This window comes from Paraglaciecola polaris LMG 21857 (assembly GCF_000315055.1).
Classification (GTDB): Bacteria; Pseudomonadota; Gammaproteobacteria; order Enterobacterales; family Alteromonadaceae; genus Paraglaciecola; species Paraglaciecola polaris.
On the sequence record NZ_BAER01000059.1, the window covers coordinates 13,819 to 32,292 of the forward strand.

General features: G+C 43.4%; 13 protein-coding genes. 5 read left to right on the forward strand and 8 right to left on the reverse strand.

Features of this window, described 5'->3' with window-relative positions:
* The first annotated feature begins 140 nt into the window (after positions 1–140).
* From GPLA_RS11850 to GPLA_RS11865, 4 genes are all read left to right on the forward strand, one after another.
* On the forward strand, positions 141–2,558 hold the full coding sequence (locus GPLA_RS11850; protein WP_007105161.1) for an alkaline phosphatase D family protein: 2,418 nt from the start codon (positions 141–143) through the stop codon (positions 2,556–2,558).
* A 504-nt stretch (positions 2,559–3,062) separates the two neighbouring features.
* Positions 3,063–4,796 carry a purine-cytosine permease family protein gene (locus tag GPLA_RS11855; protein WP_007105162.1) on the forward strand — a complete coding sequence of 578 codons (1,734 nt, stop codon included), beginning with the start codon at positions 3,063–3,065 and terminating at the stop codon, positions 4,794–4,796.
* A 1-nt stretch (position 4,797) separates the two neighbouring features.
* Complete coding sequence (locus GPLA_RS11860) at positions 4,798–6,300, forward strand: mannitol dehydrogenase family protein (protein WP_007105163.1); 1,503 nt, start codon at positions 4,798–4,800, stop codon at positions 6,298–6,300.
* 218 nt (positions 6,301–6,518) lie between these two features.
* A complete protein-coding gene (locus GPLA_RS11865) occupies positions 6,519–7,157 on the forward strand; it encodes an NAD(P)H-dependent oxidoreductase (RefSeq protein WP_007105164.1) in 639 nt (212 codons plus the stop codon).
* A 76-nt stretch (positions 7,158–7,233) separates the two neighbouring features.
* Here GPLA_RS11865 and yegD read toward each other — a convergent pair whose 3' ends face one another.
* The 6 genes from yegD to GPLA_RS11895 form a co-directional block, all read right to left on the reverse strand.
* The gene (yegD, locus tag GPLA_RS11870; RefSeq protein WP_007105165.1) at positions 7,234–8,661 is read right to left on the reverse strand and encodes a molecular chaperone; all 1,428 of its coding nucleotides are present in this window, start codon (positions 8,659–8,661) and stop codon (positions 7,234–7,236) included.
* Positions 8,662–8,790: 129 nt separating this feature from the next.
* Positions 8,791–10,884 (reverse strand): TonB-dependent receptor, encoded by a 2,094-nt coding sequence (locus GPLA_RS11875; RefSeq protein ID WP_007105166.1) that lies wholly within the window; start codon positions 10,882–10,884, stop codon positions 8,791–8,793.
* A gap of 69 nt (positions 10,885–10,953) precedes the next feature.
* Complete coding sequence (locus GPLA_RS11880; protein ID WP_007105167.1) at positions 10,954–11,568, reverse strand: hypothetical protein; 615 nt, start codon at positions 11,566–11,568, stop codon at positions 10,954–10,956.
* 24 nt (positions 11,569–11,592) lie between these two features.
* On the reverse strand, positions 11,593–13,386 hold the full coding sequence (locus GPLA_RS11885) for a hypothetical protein (RefSeq protein ID WP_007105168.1): 1,794 nt from the start codon (positions 13,384–13,386) through the stop codon (positions 11,593–11,595).
* Positions 13,387–13,396: 10 nt separating this feature from the next.
* Positions 13,397–13,744, reverse strand: coding sequence for a hypothetical protein (locus GPLA_RS11890; RefSeq protein WP_040514621.1), 348 nt, complete (start codon positions 13,742–13,744; stop codon positions 13,397–13,399).
* 161 nt (positions 13,745–13,905) lie between these two features.
* On the reverse strand, positions 13,906–15,057 hold the full coding sequence (locus tag GPLA_RS11895; RefSeq protein WP_153810561.1) for a TolB family protein: 1,152 nt from the start codon (positions 15,055–15,057) through the stop codon (positions 13,906–13,908).
* Positions 15,058–15,258: 201 nt separating this feature from the next.
* On the opposite strand from GPLA_RS11895, the gene GPLA_RS11900 reads away from it, so the two are divergent.
* Positions 15,259–16,083, forward strand: a complete 825-nt coding sequence (locus GPLA_RS11900; protein ID WP_226993102.1) for a hypothetical protein — start codon at positions 15,259–15,261, stop codon at positions 16,081–16,083.
* Positions 16,084–16,190: 107 nt separating this feature from the next.
* Here GPLA_RS11900 and GPLA_RS11905 read toward each other — a convergent pair whose 3' ends face one another.
* Together GPLA_RS11905 and GPLA_RS11910 are read right to left on the reverse strand one after the other, a co-directional pair.
* A complete protein-coding gene (locus GPLA_RS11905; RefSeq protein WP_007105172.1) occupies positions 16,191–16,739 on the reverse strand; it encodes a hypothetical protein in 549 nt (182 codons plus the stop codon).
* A gap of 1 nt (position 16,740) precedes the next feature.
* Positions 16,741–18,285, reverse strand: coding sequence for a YHYH protein (locus tag GPLA_RS11910; RefSeq protein ID WP_407636149.1), 1,545 nt, complete (start codon positions 18,283–18,285; stop codon positions 16,741–16,743).
* Between the last annotated feature and the right edge of the window lie 189 nt (positions 18,286–18,474).

Below are 18,474 nucleotides of genomic sequence, written 5' to 3' on the forward strand. Positions count from 1 at the left end.
TATATTGGCTCTTGGTTTGCTCTTCATCTCTTGATTGGCAAGTGGGAAACCGTATTCATGAATGTCAAAAAAGAGTGTTTTTTTGTTTTCCATCTCGTATACTAATTGTTAACAAGCAACAATTATCAAAATGGTGGTGTATGAAAAGCAGCAAGACGAACAATAACAAAGCCCTAGGTATTTCAAGACGAGATGCGCTGAAATTTGTCGGCGCCGGTGTTGGGGTTGGTGTACTTGCTGCTAGTGCGGGCTGTGCCAGTTCGATGAGTACAACCCAATCCGATTCACCTGTTAATATACCTGTCAAGTTGGCGACCAATACCCAAGACCCATGGCATAAAACCCATGACCGGGTGTGGCTAGGCGGTGAATTTTGGGCCAATCCAATGGAAGACTGGCAGGTAAAAGAAGGTCATGCACATTGTATCAATCCTGGAGGCAACCGGAGTGTTCACTCGTTAACGCATCAACTTAAACATCCACAGGCTGGATTTGCCACTAGCGTGCGGCTACAAAACTTACAGCCAAGTGCTAACGACGGTGGCGGTGGTATTCGTTTAGGGGCCAAAAGTGAGCTTAATGAGCACAAAAGCAATTGCTTCGCGCGTCAGGGGCTTGACATTGGGATCATCAAAAATACCTTAATACTCGGTGCCGAGCGTATGCCGTTAACACAGGATATAGGACAGCAGGCCGTTGATTTAGTCATAACTGGCACACCACAAGTCGGCGCTATGTTACTTAATGTAAAAGTGCTCCTAGCAGATGATCAATCTATTTTAGGTGAGCAGAGCCTATTGGTGTCGGCTGAGGAAATTTTAGGCAATGTGGCATTGGTTAGTAACCTTGCCTTAGCGGCCACAGATTATCAAACCGACGCCCAAGCACACAATGGGAGTCGTTATCGCTTTAGTCGCTGGCAAATGAGTGGTGATGGCTTTGAATATTCACCAGAGCAACAGTTTGGTCCCATTTTGTGGACCATGTATACCTTAAGTGACTCCCGTAGCGATCATGGTTTTGTGCTTAAGTTAAGTGCCTTACTTGGGCCCATGGGGCAAAGCGACAATCAAACGGTTGAGTTGCAAGTTAAGCGTAATAATAGTTGGCATTCGCTGGGAGAAAGTCATATTGACCCCCATGCATCCCTTGCTACTTTTAGCGTGCAAAACTGGGATGAAACACAATCTGTTGAATTCAGAGTCATTTATCAGCAACTGCACACAGATGGCAGCCAAACTCCGGATAGTTACACAGGCACAATACAAGCGAATCCGGTTGGTCGACCGTTACGTATGGTGTCGTTAACGTGCCAAAACGACTACGCATTTCCCTATGCGCCGGTGGTTGAAAACGTAGTGAAGCTGGCACCTGATTTAGTGTTCTTCTCCGGTGACCAATTGTATGAACACCATGGTGGATTCGGCTACGTTCGTGCTCCCGCAGACCGAGCAACGTTGAATTACTTGCGCATGTATTATCAGTTTGGTTGGGCTTTTCGTGATGCTATGCGCCATCAACCTACCGTTTGTTTGCCGGATGACCATGATGTACTGCAAGGTAATTTATGGGGGGAGGGCGGTGCTCCTATGCAGCACATAGAACGTGACCCTTCTGCGAGTATTTTAGGTGGCTATATTCAGCCTGTACCCATGTTAAATGTTGTGCATAAGACCAATACATCCCATCACCCTGATGGATTTGATACAACGCCGACCCCTAGCGGATTAAGTCGTTACTATGGGGATTTGATATACGGTGATATTGGTTTTGCTATCTTGGCTGATCGCCAGTGGAAAAGTGCTCCAGGGGGAATTGGTGTGGTGGTCGGCGAAACCGGGCAGGGAGAGGAGCCTACCTATGTAAATCCCGATTTTGATCCGCCAAATTTGGCATTGCTTGGTCAGCGCCAAGAAGCGTATTTAAAACAATGGGCACAGGATTGGCGTGGTCATCAACTCAAAGCCGTATTGAGTCAGACGGTATTTGCTGGTATTGCCACCCATCAGCCACGTCCCGATCGTTATCTCAAATATGATTTCGATAGCAGTGGCTGGCCTGCCACCGCCCGCAATAATGCGATTGACATTATGCGTGAATCCACAGCCTTACATATATGCGGTGATACGCATTTAGGTACGCTTTCACAATATGGTGTGCATCAGCAGCGTGATAGTAATTGGGCGTTTTGTAGCCCTGCTATTGCTGCCGGTTGGCCGCGCTGGTGGAAGCCAGACAGCATTGCGCTAAAAGTGCAGAATCGACCCGCCCATGGCTTAGATAATACAGGTGAATACCTGGATGCATTTGGTAATAAAATGTATGTTTATGCAGTTGCTAATCCCTTGGTAGGTAAGTCTGGGAATCGCTACGTGCAAGCCCACGAAAAGGGCAGTGGATTTGGCATGATCAGCTTTGATACTCAAGCGCAGACATACACAATGGAAGCTTATAAATTTTTGATTGATGTAAACGACCACAAAACAACAAATCAGTTTGACGGTTGGCCAGTGACCATTCACAAAGACGAAAATCGAGGTATGAATCGTCTGAGTTAACTTTCTAACGAGGTGGGTGTAAGCAATTTACGCCCATCTCTTGTTATTTAATCTGCTTTATTGTTCACGTTTCCTTCTTTTATTAAATTAGTGGGTTAAAAAATACATTTTTTTAACCTTTTTAATTTACAAAATATTAACTAATTTAATTCTCTATCGTGCGACCTTCCCTGCTTTAATCTTTTTATCTGTTTGAAAGGTATCGATTTTTAAACTTCTTCATAGAGAATGCATTTGTTTTCGATGAAGCATAAAGCAAGTCCAGTCACTGCAGTTGTCTGTTTTAGTCATTAACAAAGAGTTGACAAGTGGTATTCAGTTTTGGGAATATGCCCTCACTAAGGGCATATGCTCATTTGTTCGTCAGGTACTAAAAAGTGTGTGGGATTGTTCGGTAGGATGTTGTTCGGACGCAGTAGACCTCATTCTGTATAAATTAGTAGCGAGTTACACGGTAAATGAGTTTAGCGCGGGCATAAATCGACAGCAGGTTGAATAAACAATATGACGTCTCAAACGCAAAACATCAGTATCGGGAATATCAGCGAAGAACAGCTACCTATTCCTAAGCACAAGTTAAAAGGGTGGACTCACTTTTTGGGTCTTTACGCTGGTGAACATGTTGCCGCTACGGAATTTGTATTTGGTGCAACTTTTGTTGCACTCGGCGCGACTATGACCGACATTTTGTTAGGTTTGTTGATTGGTAACATTTTAGCGGTACTCAGCTGGACCTTTATTACCACCCCTATCGCCGTAGAAACCCGTTTAAGTCTTTATACTTACTTGCAAAAAATTGCCGGTGATTCAATGACTAAGCTCTACAACTGGGCGAATGTTATTATCTTCACTGTGATCTCGGCCGCTATGATTACGGTGTCGGCAACCGCAGTGCGTTTCGCCTTTGATATTCCTGCTCAGCTTAATTGGTATCCTACCAATCCGTGGTTTGTGGCTATCGTGCTGGCCGTTGGGTTTATTGTGGTATTGGTTGCCATGTATGGCTTTACGGCTGTCTCTAACTTCTCGGGTATTTGTGCCCCTTGGTTATTGGTGATGTTTGTAAGTGGGCCGTTGATTTTAATGCCGGCCTTGGCGGATTCCGTGATTGGGCAAACGACATTAAGTGGCTGGGCGGACTTCATGCATATAGGCAGTATTTCCGTATGGACCGGCCTGGATTCCAGCGGTGAACCAGGCATAGGTTTACTCGAAGTGATTGGTTTCTCTTGGGCTGCGAACACCATTACCCACGTAGGCTTGATCGATATGGCGTTGTTACGTTATGCACGCAAGCGTTCATATGGCTTATGTACGTCAGCGGGCATGTTGTTTGGTCATTATATCGCATGGATTTCAGCGGGTATCATGGGGGCTGGTACTGCTGTCATCGTGCAAAAGTCCATTGTTGAGCTTGACCCAGGTGATGTGGCTTACCAAGCACTAGGTTTGTCTGGTCTGGTGATTGTTATTGTGGCGGGTTGGACAACCGCCAATGCCAACCTATACCGTGCGGGCCTAGCTGCCCAGGCTATTTTCAAAAATCATTCGCGCAACAAGACCACCTTTACTGTGGGCATAGTGACTGTGTGCATTGCCTGTTTCCCGTTTGTATTTACTAAGTTGCTTCCACTTTTGACCTACGCTGGTTTGTTGGTTGTACCTGTAGGTGCCATCGTCTTCGCTGAGCATTTTATCTTCCCTCGTATTGGTTTGACTCGCTACTGGGTTGCGTATCGTCAGCTGACACATAGCCGTCCCGCAGTGGTTGCTTGGGGATTGGGGTTAGTCTTTGGCTTTGGCTTGAATGCGCTGGATATTTTGTCCTTCTATTATCTGTTTATACCTACTTGGTTTTTTACCATCATCATTTACACCTTTATGGCGAAACGTCACGGTGCGGCAGAAAAGTATCCCGAAGAACAAGCCAAAATGGAAGAATTTAATCAACGCGTTGAACAGCATCAAGCGGCACAGGCTGAGCTTGAGCCAGAGGTTTTTAAAGACATCTCAATGCTGACAAAGTTATTACGTGTTATCTCGATCACAAGCTTATTGGTCACCTTTGCATTGGCTTGTAACACCATGTTTTTCAGTGCTGACATTCCTGATTATGAAGTGAATAGAGATCTGTTCTTCACTGTCGCTTTTGTTTGCACATTAATCTATTTTTTCACCGCATATTGGGCAATGCAGCGCAAAAAAATGGCTGCTGGCCTTATTCTTCAGGACGCATAACATGACTATTAACGATACTATTCTATTGAATCAAGCGAACTTGGCAGCATTGCCTGACAATGTAACGGTTCCAAATTATGATCGCACGGCGTTAACGGCGGGCATTGTGCATATCGGTGTGGGGGGATTTCATCGCTCACACGAAGCATTTTATACCGACGAATATATGCAACAAAGTGGCGATTTAAGCTGGGGGATTTGTGGTGTGGGGTTGCGTGAAGGCGACCGAAAAATGCAGGGTATTCTTAAAGAACAAGATTATCTGTACACCTTGATTGTGAAACATCCCAATGGACAAGTGGAAAATCGCGTGATTGGTTGCCTGACTGATTTCTTATTGAGCTGCGACGACCCTCAAAGCGTAATCGACAAGATGGCTGATGAGCAAACCAAAATTGTATCGTTAACTATCACAGAAGGTGGCTACAACTTTAATCCGATAACGGATGAATTTGATTTTGAACATCCAGATGTGATCCATGATTTAGCCAACCCTGATTCGCCGCGCTTGGTATTTGGTTATTTAACCGCTGCCCTTAAAAAACGTAAAGACGCAGGGCAAAAACCTTTTACCGTGCAGTCGTGTGACAATATTCAGCATAACGGCAATATGACCCGTAAAATGCTGCTGGCGTACGCAGGTCAAATTGATCGAGATTTAGCCCAGTGGATAGCCGCAGAAGTACAATTTCCTAACGCTATGGTTGACCGTATTACACCGGCTACTACACCTGCGGATATGGCGTACTTAGCCGATGACATCGGCGTGCAGGATAATTGGCCTGTTGTTTGCGAACCTTTTCTTCAGTGGATCATTGAAGATAAGTTCAGTGACGTACGTCCGTTATGGGAGCAAGTCGGTGCGCAATTTGTGACGGATGTCACGCCTTACGAAAAAATGAAAATTCGATTGTTAAATGCCGGTCACTCAGTGTTAGGCATTTTGGGGTCGATTGATGTGCAAGATACCATTGATTCAGCAGTACAAGAACCGCTGTTCGGACGTTATTTACGCCTATTTATGGATAGCGAAGTGACGCCTATTCTTGAGCCCGTCCCAGGTATCGAACTAGCTCAATACAAAGACGTATTGTTTGAGCGTTTTGCTAATCCGAACATCAAAGACAGCTTGTCACGTATATGCTTAGAAAGTTCTTCAAAAGTATCGACTTTTTTACTCCCCACATTACTTGAAAATTTAGCTAATGAAGGCAAAATTGAGTGTGCCACTTTAGTCATAGCGGCTTGGTGTTATTACAATGACAAACGTGTGAATTTAAACGGTCAGCCGTTAGATATTAATGACGTGATGGCTGAAGAGCTGCACAGCGCCGCTGAGCAAACTGCTCGTGAGCCGTTGGCGTTTTTGCAGCTTGAAAGTATATTTTCTGATGTGAAATCTCACCCACGTTTTGTAACAGAATATCAAAAGCAAATCGACATCTTGTATCGTAACGGCGATATAAAAAGCCAAATGCAAAAGATTGTTGATCAGGCTAGTTAGCTCTAGTCTCTTAGCCTCTCGGACGGTTTATATCGCTTATACGTTCGGGGGCTAGGGGCTTTTTTGACTTAAGCGCTATTCGCTTATTCCCACCTGTGTTGACACAGCCCACATCTAATTCATTTCAATACCTTGTATATTAATGCTTTCATCCATATCTCAACGCTAACTTAATATTGATGGCATGTTCATCAAGCTTACCCTAATAAAGAGATTATATGTCTGATTTACTACAAGATTTACAATGGCGTTATGCAACCAAAAAATTTGATCCAAGCAAAACAGTTTCCCAAGAAAAAGTTGATTTCATATTAGAGGCCATTCGCCTTAGTGCTAGCTCTAGCGGTTTGCAGCCTTACGAAGTCTTAGTGGTAACCAATGACGATATTCGTCAGAAAATAGTGCCTCATGCATGGGGACAAGAGCAGATCACTGACGCTTCACATCTTTTAGTGTTCGCTGCGTGGGATAACTACACGGCCGAGCGTATTAACATGATGTTTGATTTGGTCAATGAACAGCGCGGTTTTAAAAATCAGGGCTGGGAAGATTATCGCAACATGTTGTTAAACGCTTATCCTCAGCGTGATGCACAAACCAATTTTGAGCATGCGGCTCGTCAAGCATACATTGGGTTAGGTTCCGCTCTGATTGCTGCTGCTGATGCCAAAGTAGATAGCACACCGATGGAAGGTTTTACCCCAAGTGAAGTTGATGACATTCTTGGCCTGCGTGAAAAGGGTTTACGTTCGGTGGTGATGTTACCGCTGGGTTACCGTGCTGACGAAGGTGACTGGTTAGTTAACTTGAAAAAGGTGCGTCGTAGTGATGAAGATTTCATCACACAAGTAGCGTAACTCACCCAACAGCTATACGAGAAAACGCTGCCCGTGGAAATAATCTGCGGGCAGCGTTTTTTTATGCCCCCACGGGTTAGCGGGTGAAAATTCGCTGGGCATGAGTGGTTAAGCCTGAGGTAACACTACCAAAGTGATCACCAATGACAATTTCAAGACCTGGAAATACTGAATTTATCCAATTTTGTACCACGGGTGACATAGCTGTACCGCCAGTCACGTACAACACATCAGGTGTTGCACCCGCCTGCTGAATCGCTTCTTTCATCAAACGTTCAAACTTACTTAACTCGTCCGCTATGGCATCGCTTAGCTGCGCTCGGCTAATGGGAATGGTAAAATTTTTTTCTATGTAATCCAGTGATAAGCAAATGTCGTTTTGATCTGACAACAATATTTTTGCCAGCTCGGCACTACGGCTTACCCGTAATCCAAACTTACCATCACGCAGGGCTTTTAATCGATTAAGTTTAGGGTTTGGCGAAATACGACAATACTCGTCGATTTCTTTACCCGTTATGCGGCTATTAAACTCTTGCTGGGCCGCTACATCATTAACGGTAACCGCTTGTTTGAATAAATGATTGGGCACAGGTAAGCCGTTGTTAAGCACAGTATTTTTACCAAACTCGGGCATCAGCGCCATCAACGCGAGTTTGTTGTCTAAGTCGATACCGCCAATGCGCTTACCCGTGTGACTCAGAATACAATCTTGTCGGTCTATTAATTTGATGTAACTGGGTCCGACTTTAATCATCGAGCAGTCGGTAGTTCCCCCGCCTAAATCGAGAATAAGGACTAGCTTATCTTCTTTTAGCTGGCGTTCGTAATCGTAAGCAGCTGCCACAGGCTCCATCAAAAACTGAACATCTTTAAAGCCCACTTTGGCCGCAGCGCTATCAATAATAGCAAGGGCCTGCTTGTTGCCATCTTTGCCGAGCAAACCATGGAAATTAACCGGTCGGCCTATCATGATCTGGCTAAGCTCTTGCTGCTTAATGCATTCAGCTTCTTGTTTAATAAACGCCAGCATTTTTTCCACTATGGTGGTAAAAACGGCTCTTTGTGTGGCATTAATATCAGCCCCTAAAAAAGATTTAGGTGATTTAATATAAAAGCCGCTTTCCGGATCGTTGACGTGAGTCAATGCGGCTTCCTCACCGAAAATCACATCGCCATTGGCGGCAAGTGCCTGAACTATACTTTGGGCGCGTTGACCTGAGTTGCTGTTTTCACGATGTGTTTTACGCAATTGCTTGCGAGCGATATTGACCAGTTGTTCACGACTTAGTGTGTCATGCGCTAACCGCTCATGCTTGAGCTGATTAATTTGTCTATCAAGGTCGTCGGGGGATATTACCGCTGGTGCAGTCATCCCGTGTTCAATGAAAAGCGAAGAGGGCAGACGATTCTTGCCATCCTCTAGGGGGATCAATATAGGCTGTCCATTTTCCATTACGGCAATTGAGCAATTAGAGGTGCCAAAGTCTAGGCCTGCGAACATTCAGGGGGATCCTTGCGGTATTAAACGATTTGACTCATTTTAATATAAAGCGCCGCAATAAATTGTTATTTAAATGTTGTTAGTGCATTCGTAACGGTAAGCGCCAAGCCGTCTTAGATAATAAACATCTTAAAATTCCCAGATAATACTAGCGACTAGGTTTCTTCCGACTTCATTTTGCCCTGAACCGTGAACCCGATAGTTTTTATTAAATAGGTTTTCAATAGCCCAGTTTAACGAAATTTGGTTTGAAAATTCGTAACCTCCTCTGATATGCAACAGCATAAAACTAGGTGTCCCATTGGGAGGAATACGTTGAATATCTGTTTTATCCCTTGCTGATAACTTATCAGCCTTTGCCATACCTTGAATTTGAGGCTCAATCCACCAATTGGCTCGTTGCGAAGCAAATTTAATCGATAGTTGTCCTGATAACGGCATTAAACGGCTAATGTAATCCTCAGTTAAAACACTGCCTGCTTGGGGAATACTTTTCGTTTTTCCGTATTGGTAACTTAAGCCGAAATGACTGCTGATGTGTTGCGTTAATTCGTATGTATACGAGATATCACTACCATAAATATAACCATCGCCTTGATTGGATTTCGTTATGATAATTTCACCATTGTCAGTAACCTCCCCATTGGGGAACAAAATAATCTGATTATCAATATTGGTATAATACACCGCAAGATCGATTGAGGCCTTTGTGTCACGTTTTCGATAGCCAAGCTCGTAACTTACAAAATTTTCAGAGTCAAGATTAACGGAAGGAATTTCGAACTCGTTGCTTCTGGCGGAATCAAGACGCGTTAAATCTGAAAGGTTTGGCGCGCGAAACCCTTCAGATAGACCAGCAAACAAAATACTTGAAGCACCTATTTTGTATTGAGCGCGAAAACTTCCAACTAAGTCGCTCCATGATTTATCAATCGAAATTACCTGCTTTGTCAGTGGTTCTTCTACTTGTTTAGCACGTGTACTTATATGTGAATACCTGAGGCCGGCAATTAACTTAAGGTTATTTCTAGCTGACCAATGTAGCTCTGTGTAACCCGCAGTTGTGGTGTAGCTTGCATCGTCCGCTACAGGTCCTTGAATTATATTGCTTGAGGAAAAACTGCTTATGCTGTCACGATAAACGTCTGTTCCAAATAGAATACCAAGGTCATTCACTGTGACGCCTGAATCTAATATCAGGCCTATGGTATTTACTGAAAACCCCTGGTTATCAATACGATCGCCAGTTCGCACTCTGTGGCGTCTCTCATCTTGTTGCTGAAACGAAAGCACTGCATTGAAATGTGTGAGTAAAGAAAGCTCCTGCTTTTTGACGCGAAAGTACGTTAATTGGCGTTTTTGATCTAAATTCCGTGCCAATTCACTCCCTATTTCAGTTCCATTAAATGGGACTGAAAATACCGTTTTATGTGTGCGTGGCACATCTTGTTGATGCGTTAAAAAATGCGCAAATGTGACGTTCCAACCCTCGTTGAATTGGTGGAGCCATTTTATGTCAAAGTTTGCTTCGTCGTAACCAGTGTTAGGTAGCACACTTTCACCTGATTCTATATCGCCAAAATCTTTACGGTTTGCCGATACGCGGATAGCTGAGTCTAGGGTGATGCTTTTTTCAAAAGCTAAGCCTTGGATATTTAGATTGGACGCATTAGCTCCTTGTACGAACATGGTAAATTTAGGGTCATCTTCGTCTACATTTGGCTGTTTAGTGATTGCGTTTACCGTCCCGCCAATGCCATCAGAACCGAATAGCACGGACGAGGGACCCATTACTATTTCCATACGCTGCACCGATAACGGATCAACGGTATTCCAGTATTGATTGGGGCCTGAGCGGAACACGGCATTGTTGAGCTTTATACCATCTACCAAAAACAAGTTATGGAACCCAGTGAAGCCGCGTAAAAAGGGTGAGCCTTGGCCGTGGGATGTTTTTTGAGACATTGCGCCGGGCACATCACGAAATATATCTGTGGTGGTGCGATAATTTTTGGCTGTGATCTCGTCATTGTCTACGGTATAAACTGAGTACGGTATTTCTAGCATAGACTGGCTAATTTTTCGGGAGGTGATAGTGATACTTTCCATTGCCGTTGACAGCGAAGTATCTTGGGCAAAAGCATAATTCAATAGCACAAAAGCAGTTAGCAGATAGGCAGTTTGAACAACGTACCTTTTCTTTAAGGATTGGACTGAACTCATAACGTAATACTTCCTGTATAACGGAATGTGAAAAGACAGTGCATGCTAATGCACTGTCATATAGAAGTATTAGTTAATATGGTATCTACGTTTAATTGCTATCATCAAACCGAGAATCAGTAATCCAAATGTAGCGGGTGTTGATGCACTCACTGCAGGATTTCGTAGTACGCCATCACCAATACTATCGATGAGTAAAGCATTGCCAAAGGCGTCCCCGAGAGCATAAACCGTCTCGACACTAACAGTCGTTGTTTCTCCTTCTTCTAATTGATCAACATCAAAATTAAATGTGGCAAGACTAAAAGCACTTCCTTGTAATACATCCAATTCATCGACTTCGAGTAAGCTTAGAATACTTATTCCAATCAAACCTGGGACAAACTCACCAAAACTATCGTCAATGGCTTCAGTTGCTAAATCTCCTAGCATGTCAGTTAACGAATAACTCGTCAGACTCAATCTAGAATCATCGAAGAAAATATCTAAATCGAACGTACCTAAGGAGTCAGCACTGCCTGCCATTAGCCCGGAAATCATTAAGTCCATGCTCACGGAATCTCCAGTAGTGGTAACCTGTGAGCTGGGCGCGAAACTAAGCATTACGTTAGCGTTTGCGTTATTGATACTTAATGCAGCAAATACTAATGTCACACTAAGCAATAAATTTTTCATAGATTTCATTTTATTTCCTTAAGTAGTTTAGTGTTATGAGGAAGCTGCACATCGTGAATTGGTACATTCTAAAACACACTTACGCGCATCTAATTTGTTTATCACCCCATTACGGTCAATATCGAGTGGTTCATTGGGACCCGCAGGTGTATTTCTATGCGGACGGAATAGGTTAATATCCAGAATGTTCACTTCATTGTTATTGTCCAAATCACAAGAAAGTGCGTCCTCTAGTGTATTTAGCACTAAGTCACTTAGAATAGGCGACTCGTTCTGGTCATTAGGTCTTAGAACGGTGCGCACATCGATAAACCGACCGCTTATCGCTAAGTTATTGGTACCATTTGTTACGGGAGTGAAAGGTAGCAAGGCTAACTCAGGACTTGTGTTGGCTGCTCTAACTGAGACCGTAATACTTGCACCTGTGGGAACTTGTCCTTCAGGTTCGGTATTCCATGAAACCTTATCCCAGATGGTGTCAGGTGCACCTCCGTCCCCAATTACAGTCCAAATGCCTGTAGGATCAGTCACGGTGCGCGCTGCAATTCCAGTCGCATCACTATAGGTATAGGGGTTGCGTCCAACGGGTTTAAGTAATAAAACATTTCCGGTGTCCTTGTCGAATTTTGTCACATTATGGCTACTAAGATTGACCGCCCAAACATTGTTTTTACTGTCAGGAATAACGCCGATTGAACTGCTACCAGGGTTGCTCGTTAACCATAGCCGATTACCAGCGGCATCGACGCGAGTGACATTGGATGTGCCTCCTACAATAAAACCTTCTCCATCTACTGATAAACCGAAGTTAGAATTCGATAACGGAGCAAGTGTAAAGGTGCCTGTGGTCGGGTCATTATCATCCGGCATTTTAGGATCGTATTCGCGGAAATCACGACCAGAATTACCCAGATAAACCTTGCCATTACCGATAGCAATACCATAGCTGCTGCCGGAAAAGGTTAAAGTATCCAACCAAGTATTATTATTAGTGTCGAGGATCCCTAATCGACTGCTCAAGCTTGCACTCCATAGAATGCCGTCACCATCAACAAGGCAACCATAAGGCGTTAAGCTACCGGTTGTTGCAATTGGGCCAGATAAAACTGAGCCATCAACTGAACTTATTTTGTAATATTCTCGTCGATTAAATAAGCCGACCCAAATATTTCCGTCAGTCCCGATGCAAAGGGAACGCCCTAAACCATTATTTTCACCTACAGGGACTATCCAAGCAATTCGTTCGTCAGCTATTTCATTGGTTTGTAAAATACCATCAGAATTCAGATCAACAGGTGGGATGAATTCAGTAGGTGACGTCCTATCGATCGAACAGTCTCCATTGGTATCTACACTTGTGTCGATGACACCGTTTCCGTTTCGGTCAATCCCCCCTTCAGAGAGAATTTTCATTATACTGGCGGGTTTACCATCAAAGTGTCTATTTGCCACAAAAACGTTACCCTCAACGTCGACCGCTGTGCGTGATGGGGCGGGGCCTGAATAAGCGCCATGGAACGTACTCTCGAACCAAGTTGAGTACCTGGCGTCCTCACAGTCATTGTCTGTATCAATTTTAGATACCGAATCTTCCCCTGCGTTGGCAACCCATAAAATAGGGAACGTTTCCCCTATGGCACTTAGCTGTAGCTGATTACTGTTAGGTGATGTGTAGTTAACGCTATTGAGAACCCCTAAATCAAAATCGGCGTCATTAGTATAAGCAATGGTTGTAGCGAGTGACTCTGCAGATATACCTAAGGTAAATACAAGGGTCGAAAAAACCGTACAACCACAAGTGGTTTTAGACAATACATTAATTTTCATCGTTGTATCCTTAATCGTTTTCCATAACGAGACTGGTACTGCTTGCCTCAAGATTGTTCATTGATGCAACCACGGTCAATTCTCCCGTGACTTCAATTGCTGTGGTGTAATAGAAGGTTCCATCACTGCTACTAACGACATTCGCTTGAAAAACAATTTCTCCCTCTTTGTTTAAGGCTTTAATTAGAATGGGGGAGCTATTAGGTGCACCTCCACCATTAATCTCAATATCGTTGCCAACAGTCATGACGGAAGGGGTTGATACCCAAGAAGTCGCGTAGGCAGTATTCGATAAGAGCACTGTAAGACACATTAATAGCGGTTTTGGGGTCCATAGGTGGGATTTGACGCTTTTCATAAATTACCTCTTCAGATTCGAAAATCCTTCTGTACTACTGAAGGTAGGAAATTGATGAAAAGCATATAATGGGCCACAAAAGTTTTTACGTTTGTTTACAAGTGGTTAAATGTCACCCGATTTTGCGTGTTTGTCCTATTGTAAAAAACTTCGGCAGTTAACTATCTGTCATTGGTAAGAAAAAAGGGCATTATCTGGAATTTTCCTTCAACTGGATATAATTGACTTTCTATATTTGAGCTTAAACTTAACTGGTATAATCCAAATTGATTATTTCGGTATGCGCTATAGAGCAGAGCTGTGCTCGTTGGATCCCAAACTGGATCCCTCACTTCAATCCCTGATTCAGTCAATGCTATTGGCTTAGGTGCTCGTAAATCACTGACGAACAATTGCAATCTAGTCCCGTCGACTCTATTGCTCAGCCAGGCTATTTTATTTCCATCGGGTGAATATTTAGGTGATGTGTCAATAGTGGGCAATTCCGTCCACAGGCGTTGCGCCTTATCAGATAGATTTATCTCCCATAAATCGAACTGCTTTTGGTGTTTGACTGACACCATCATATTGTTGTTATTTGGGGCCCAATCGTATTCGGCAACAACGTACTTACCTTTATCAAAATAAGTTTGCTTTTGCTTTTTTGCTAAATCGAATATATGTAGAACGGAAGTGCGTCCAACTTGCTCGCTGAATGCTAGGTGAGAGTCGGCTTGATTTATTTTCAGGTCAAGGATGGTATTCGGGCTCGTATAAATAGGGACTAAATTAGTGGACTTAATACTGGTTATAAAAATCGTATGTTGTGTGTTTGAATTAACTGAATAAGCTATTTCATCTTTGTCTGAAAAGCATGCTAAGGAGCTCGGAAATCCAACTTCAGGTTCGATTTTTTTTATTTTATTACCCTGTTTATCTAGCACTTGGATAAATTTACTTGTTTGGCTCCTTGTTATAACGGCAAGCCAATTCCCCTCTGGGCCACTACATGGTTCCATATCATCAAAAACATTATGCGTAATCTGAGTGCGTTTTTTGTGGTTGTTAGTTGTAATGTAAAGCTCAATATCACCATCTTCATTGGATAAATATCCAATTTCAGCCGCGATAATTTTTTGCGTGAAGATACAAATAATGCTGAAAAATGCAATGCTCGAAATTGTTTTAAAGTAGTGCGACATGATATTTTCCTTATTAAATTTATTTCCTTGGATCGAATTAAATATAGTAAGCACTAATATTTTGTCTAACAGTGCTGCCTTATCGGATCGTTCAAATGTAATGGCTGTGTAGCTGATATGTCGTATTTTCACTCAACTATCTGATCTGAATCCGCCTTTTCAACTTATATCTAATCAATAAAGCGTCGGCTGAATTGATTGCAAATAAGGATATTGATTGATATCAATATCCTAAACCACGAATTTAAGAGAAGAGTAATTATATGGATAGTTAAAAAAATAGTGTTGGTGGGCGGTATTGTTTTGCTTGTTGGTTATATTGGCGGTTCGATTATGGCGTCGCATAAAGCCGAAGAAGCATTAGAAGCCATGGTGAAAGAGAGCCGTTCCTTTGGCGTAGACGTGACATACGATGACGTGTCCGCTTCGCCTTTTGGTAGCGCGACAATAGATGAACTGGTGATTGATGCTGGTTTTGGTAAAGTGCTAATTGATGAGTTGGTTATCGAAGAGTTTGCAGAAAAAGAGGGTGTGTTAAGTAATATTGCCTTATCTGCTGACGACATCAGCGCCAGTGGGTTTTTGATAAACGATAATCCGAAAGATCTGTACGAAGCATTTATTTATTTGCTGCAACAAAAAGACAATGATATCGATTTGAAATTAGCACTGGAAGTGGATGTTGAGGACGACAAGGCCGAATTAGAAGAGTTTAGTATCGAAGGTGATAACATTGGTGAGTTGAATGTATCTATGGAGATGAGCGGTCTTAAAAAACTCCAAGGCTTGGGCAGTCACAACGCGCTGTTAATGGGCACTGTCATGCTGCAAGAGCTTGTAATACACGACGCCTCTGTTTATTTACAAGATGATGGCCTGCTAGGCACACTGTTAGACAGTGAAGCAATGCAAAAAGGCGTGTCTGCTGATTCGTTACGTGATAAAGCCATTGAACGAGGCAAAAAGGCAAAAGCGCGCATGAGTAGTAAAATAGAGCAGCAGCTTGCCGATGCCGGAATAGCCTTGCTTGAAGGTGATGCCATTACTCTCACGTTGGATAATGATACACCCGTTAGTGTTGGCCAGTTATTTCTTGGTGGTGAGCAGGGTATGCAGCAGGAAATGCAAAAAATTAAGTTTGATTTAGATATCGACTAACCTAGGCGTTTTAGGTATGAAGTCGCTTTATCTTGTGGATTTAATCGGCGCTACGAATAGAAAATTTCATTGAATAAAAAGTCCTGATAACGATAAAACATGCTCACCTAATGGTGAGCATGTTTGTTTTCAATTGGCTGGGAAGTAAAATTATGCAGCACTATCTGTTTTTTTGATAAATCAAGAAAAACGGAGCCCACAATATTGTGATCCCCTGACATCCAGTTCTCATGTTGATGACTGTTAAGCGATACCGCCACCTGATTGACGCCTGCTTCCAGCCAACTTTGTGGAATATGTACATCTTTACCATATAACCTTTGTCGCTTTATACCATTCACAAACACATGAGCATGCCCTTGCAATATACCGCCGACCTTATTATCAGGAGTATTCACTGCTAAGTTTGGGGCGTTCAGCAGGTAATTGTCGATCTCTACGTGAATGTTCACGCCATCGAGTGGGTCTCGATAAGCGCTTAACTCAATTTTAGGTATCGGTGTACCTTCACCAATATCTAATGCTTTATGTTCATGAATTTCAGTAGATGCCATCACTGTAACATTCACTACTTGGATCACGCCTAAGATAAGTGATACCAACAACACGCGAGCCAAAAAACTCGTTTTTGACGTGACGTGGTTACTTTTATTCATATTAACCCGCTCCTGGAGGTGGTCCCATTACCGAACCGGTACTGCAAGATGCGACTGCGTTATCTTGCAACTGCCCAGCAAAGCGGCTGCCTATTATATAAGGGAACGCAGGCGCATAAGAGCCGTCTACCTCAGTGATCGTAATATGGTAATGATACCCTCGAGTGCTATCTGTATGGCCATTGAATTGATCTAAGTATGCGCCGCCTTGAGCCGTTAACTCGCTAGCCCAATAGTAATCTTCGTAGTAATAGCCATTTTCTGCTGTCAGTTCATTCTTGGATAGAGTTTCAACGACATCGTCGAAGTCTGGCCCTTGTGTGGCGCTTTCGGTACCCAAAGAGGCGTCATAGGGATCAACCAAGGTACAACTGCGTGCATCGTCTGAGCAGCCCGTTTCAGAAGTCGACGTGTAATCACGCACAGCCCATGCACTGACGGCGAGCACACCGTTATCTTGCCATGGACCGTAAATTGGATAACCGTCGGCCGCGTAGCCGTAGATAGGTGAATGCTGGTCGCCTGTGTCACCGACCAAGTCTGCTAAGCAGCTAGTATAAAAATGGTGGTGATAATCGCCATTAGCTGAGTGACCGCCACAAATGTCAACGTCGTATTGCTCTGCAACTGGCGCCAGGTTTTGCCATGAGCCATCCGTGTTATAGCTCATTCCGTCTCCCCAGTTATACACAGAGGAGCCATTGACAAATAAACCAACTTTACCCAGCCCGTTATCGCATTCTTCTGTGGTTACCTCTGGTGTTTTAGGAAAATAAACCTCTCGTTCATCTTCTGTTGGGCAAGCTGGACCAGGTGGCCAGTAGCCGTAGCCTGCATTGGAATCGCAATTATCCCCAGTGCTCACGTAACCAACATCTTCACCGAACTCAACAATATCTCCTACGGAAGCTGTTGTTTCACCTGTGACTAAATCTGAGCTGGCTTTCGGGCGATTATTAATGCTGTCAATGATGTCTTGGGTCATGGTGACATCGTACTTTGGGATCCCTTGGCTTGTGACGACGGTATAATCAACATTATCAATGGTTTCCTCAGTAACGGATTGCACGTTCACCAACACGCCAACCCCGCTTGAAGAATCTAGAATACGGGTAGACACTTCATCGGTGGTGTTGATGATCCATACGCTATCTGGTGTCGCATCATCGCTGTCAACGGCTATAGTAACTGATACCGTATCGGTTACCGCATCATTGGTGCCATCATCTACTGAGATTTGAAATTGCAGCGTTTCTGCTGTTGTCACCGTAGGGGTAGTAAAAGTCGTGCTAGCTGTTGTGTTATCACTTAGTGTTACATCGGTACCAGACAATTGAGCCCAGCTAATGACGTAGCTTGTATCGTCATCGGTAATGGTGGCAGTTAATGTAACGGTGTCGCCACTTGCAGCGATTTGAGCATTACCCGCTTCAACGACAGGAGCTGCATTTTGCGTTTCCTCCGTCGCGGCATCATCGTTGCTTGATGAATCAGAACCACAACCGGCCACTAAAGCACAAAACAGGAGTGTACTTGACCATTTCATTAAACGACAGTGAGCGCTTTTTGTCATTGAAGAACCTATATTAGCATTTTAATTAGAAAGTGATTCTAACCATCAATTGTGGAATAAGTGTGCAGATCTTGCGTATTTTTCAAGGAATTAAAGGGGGGAGTAAATGCGCAAACTCCATTCTGTTCTAGGTATTATTGAGTGACTTATTCGGCAGAGAAC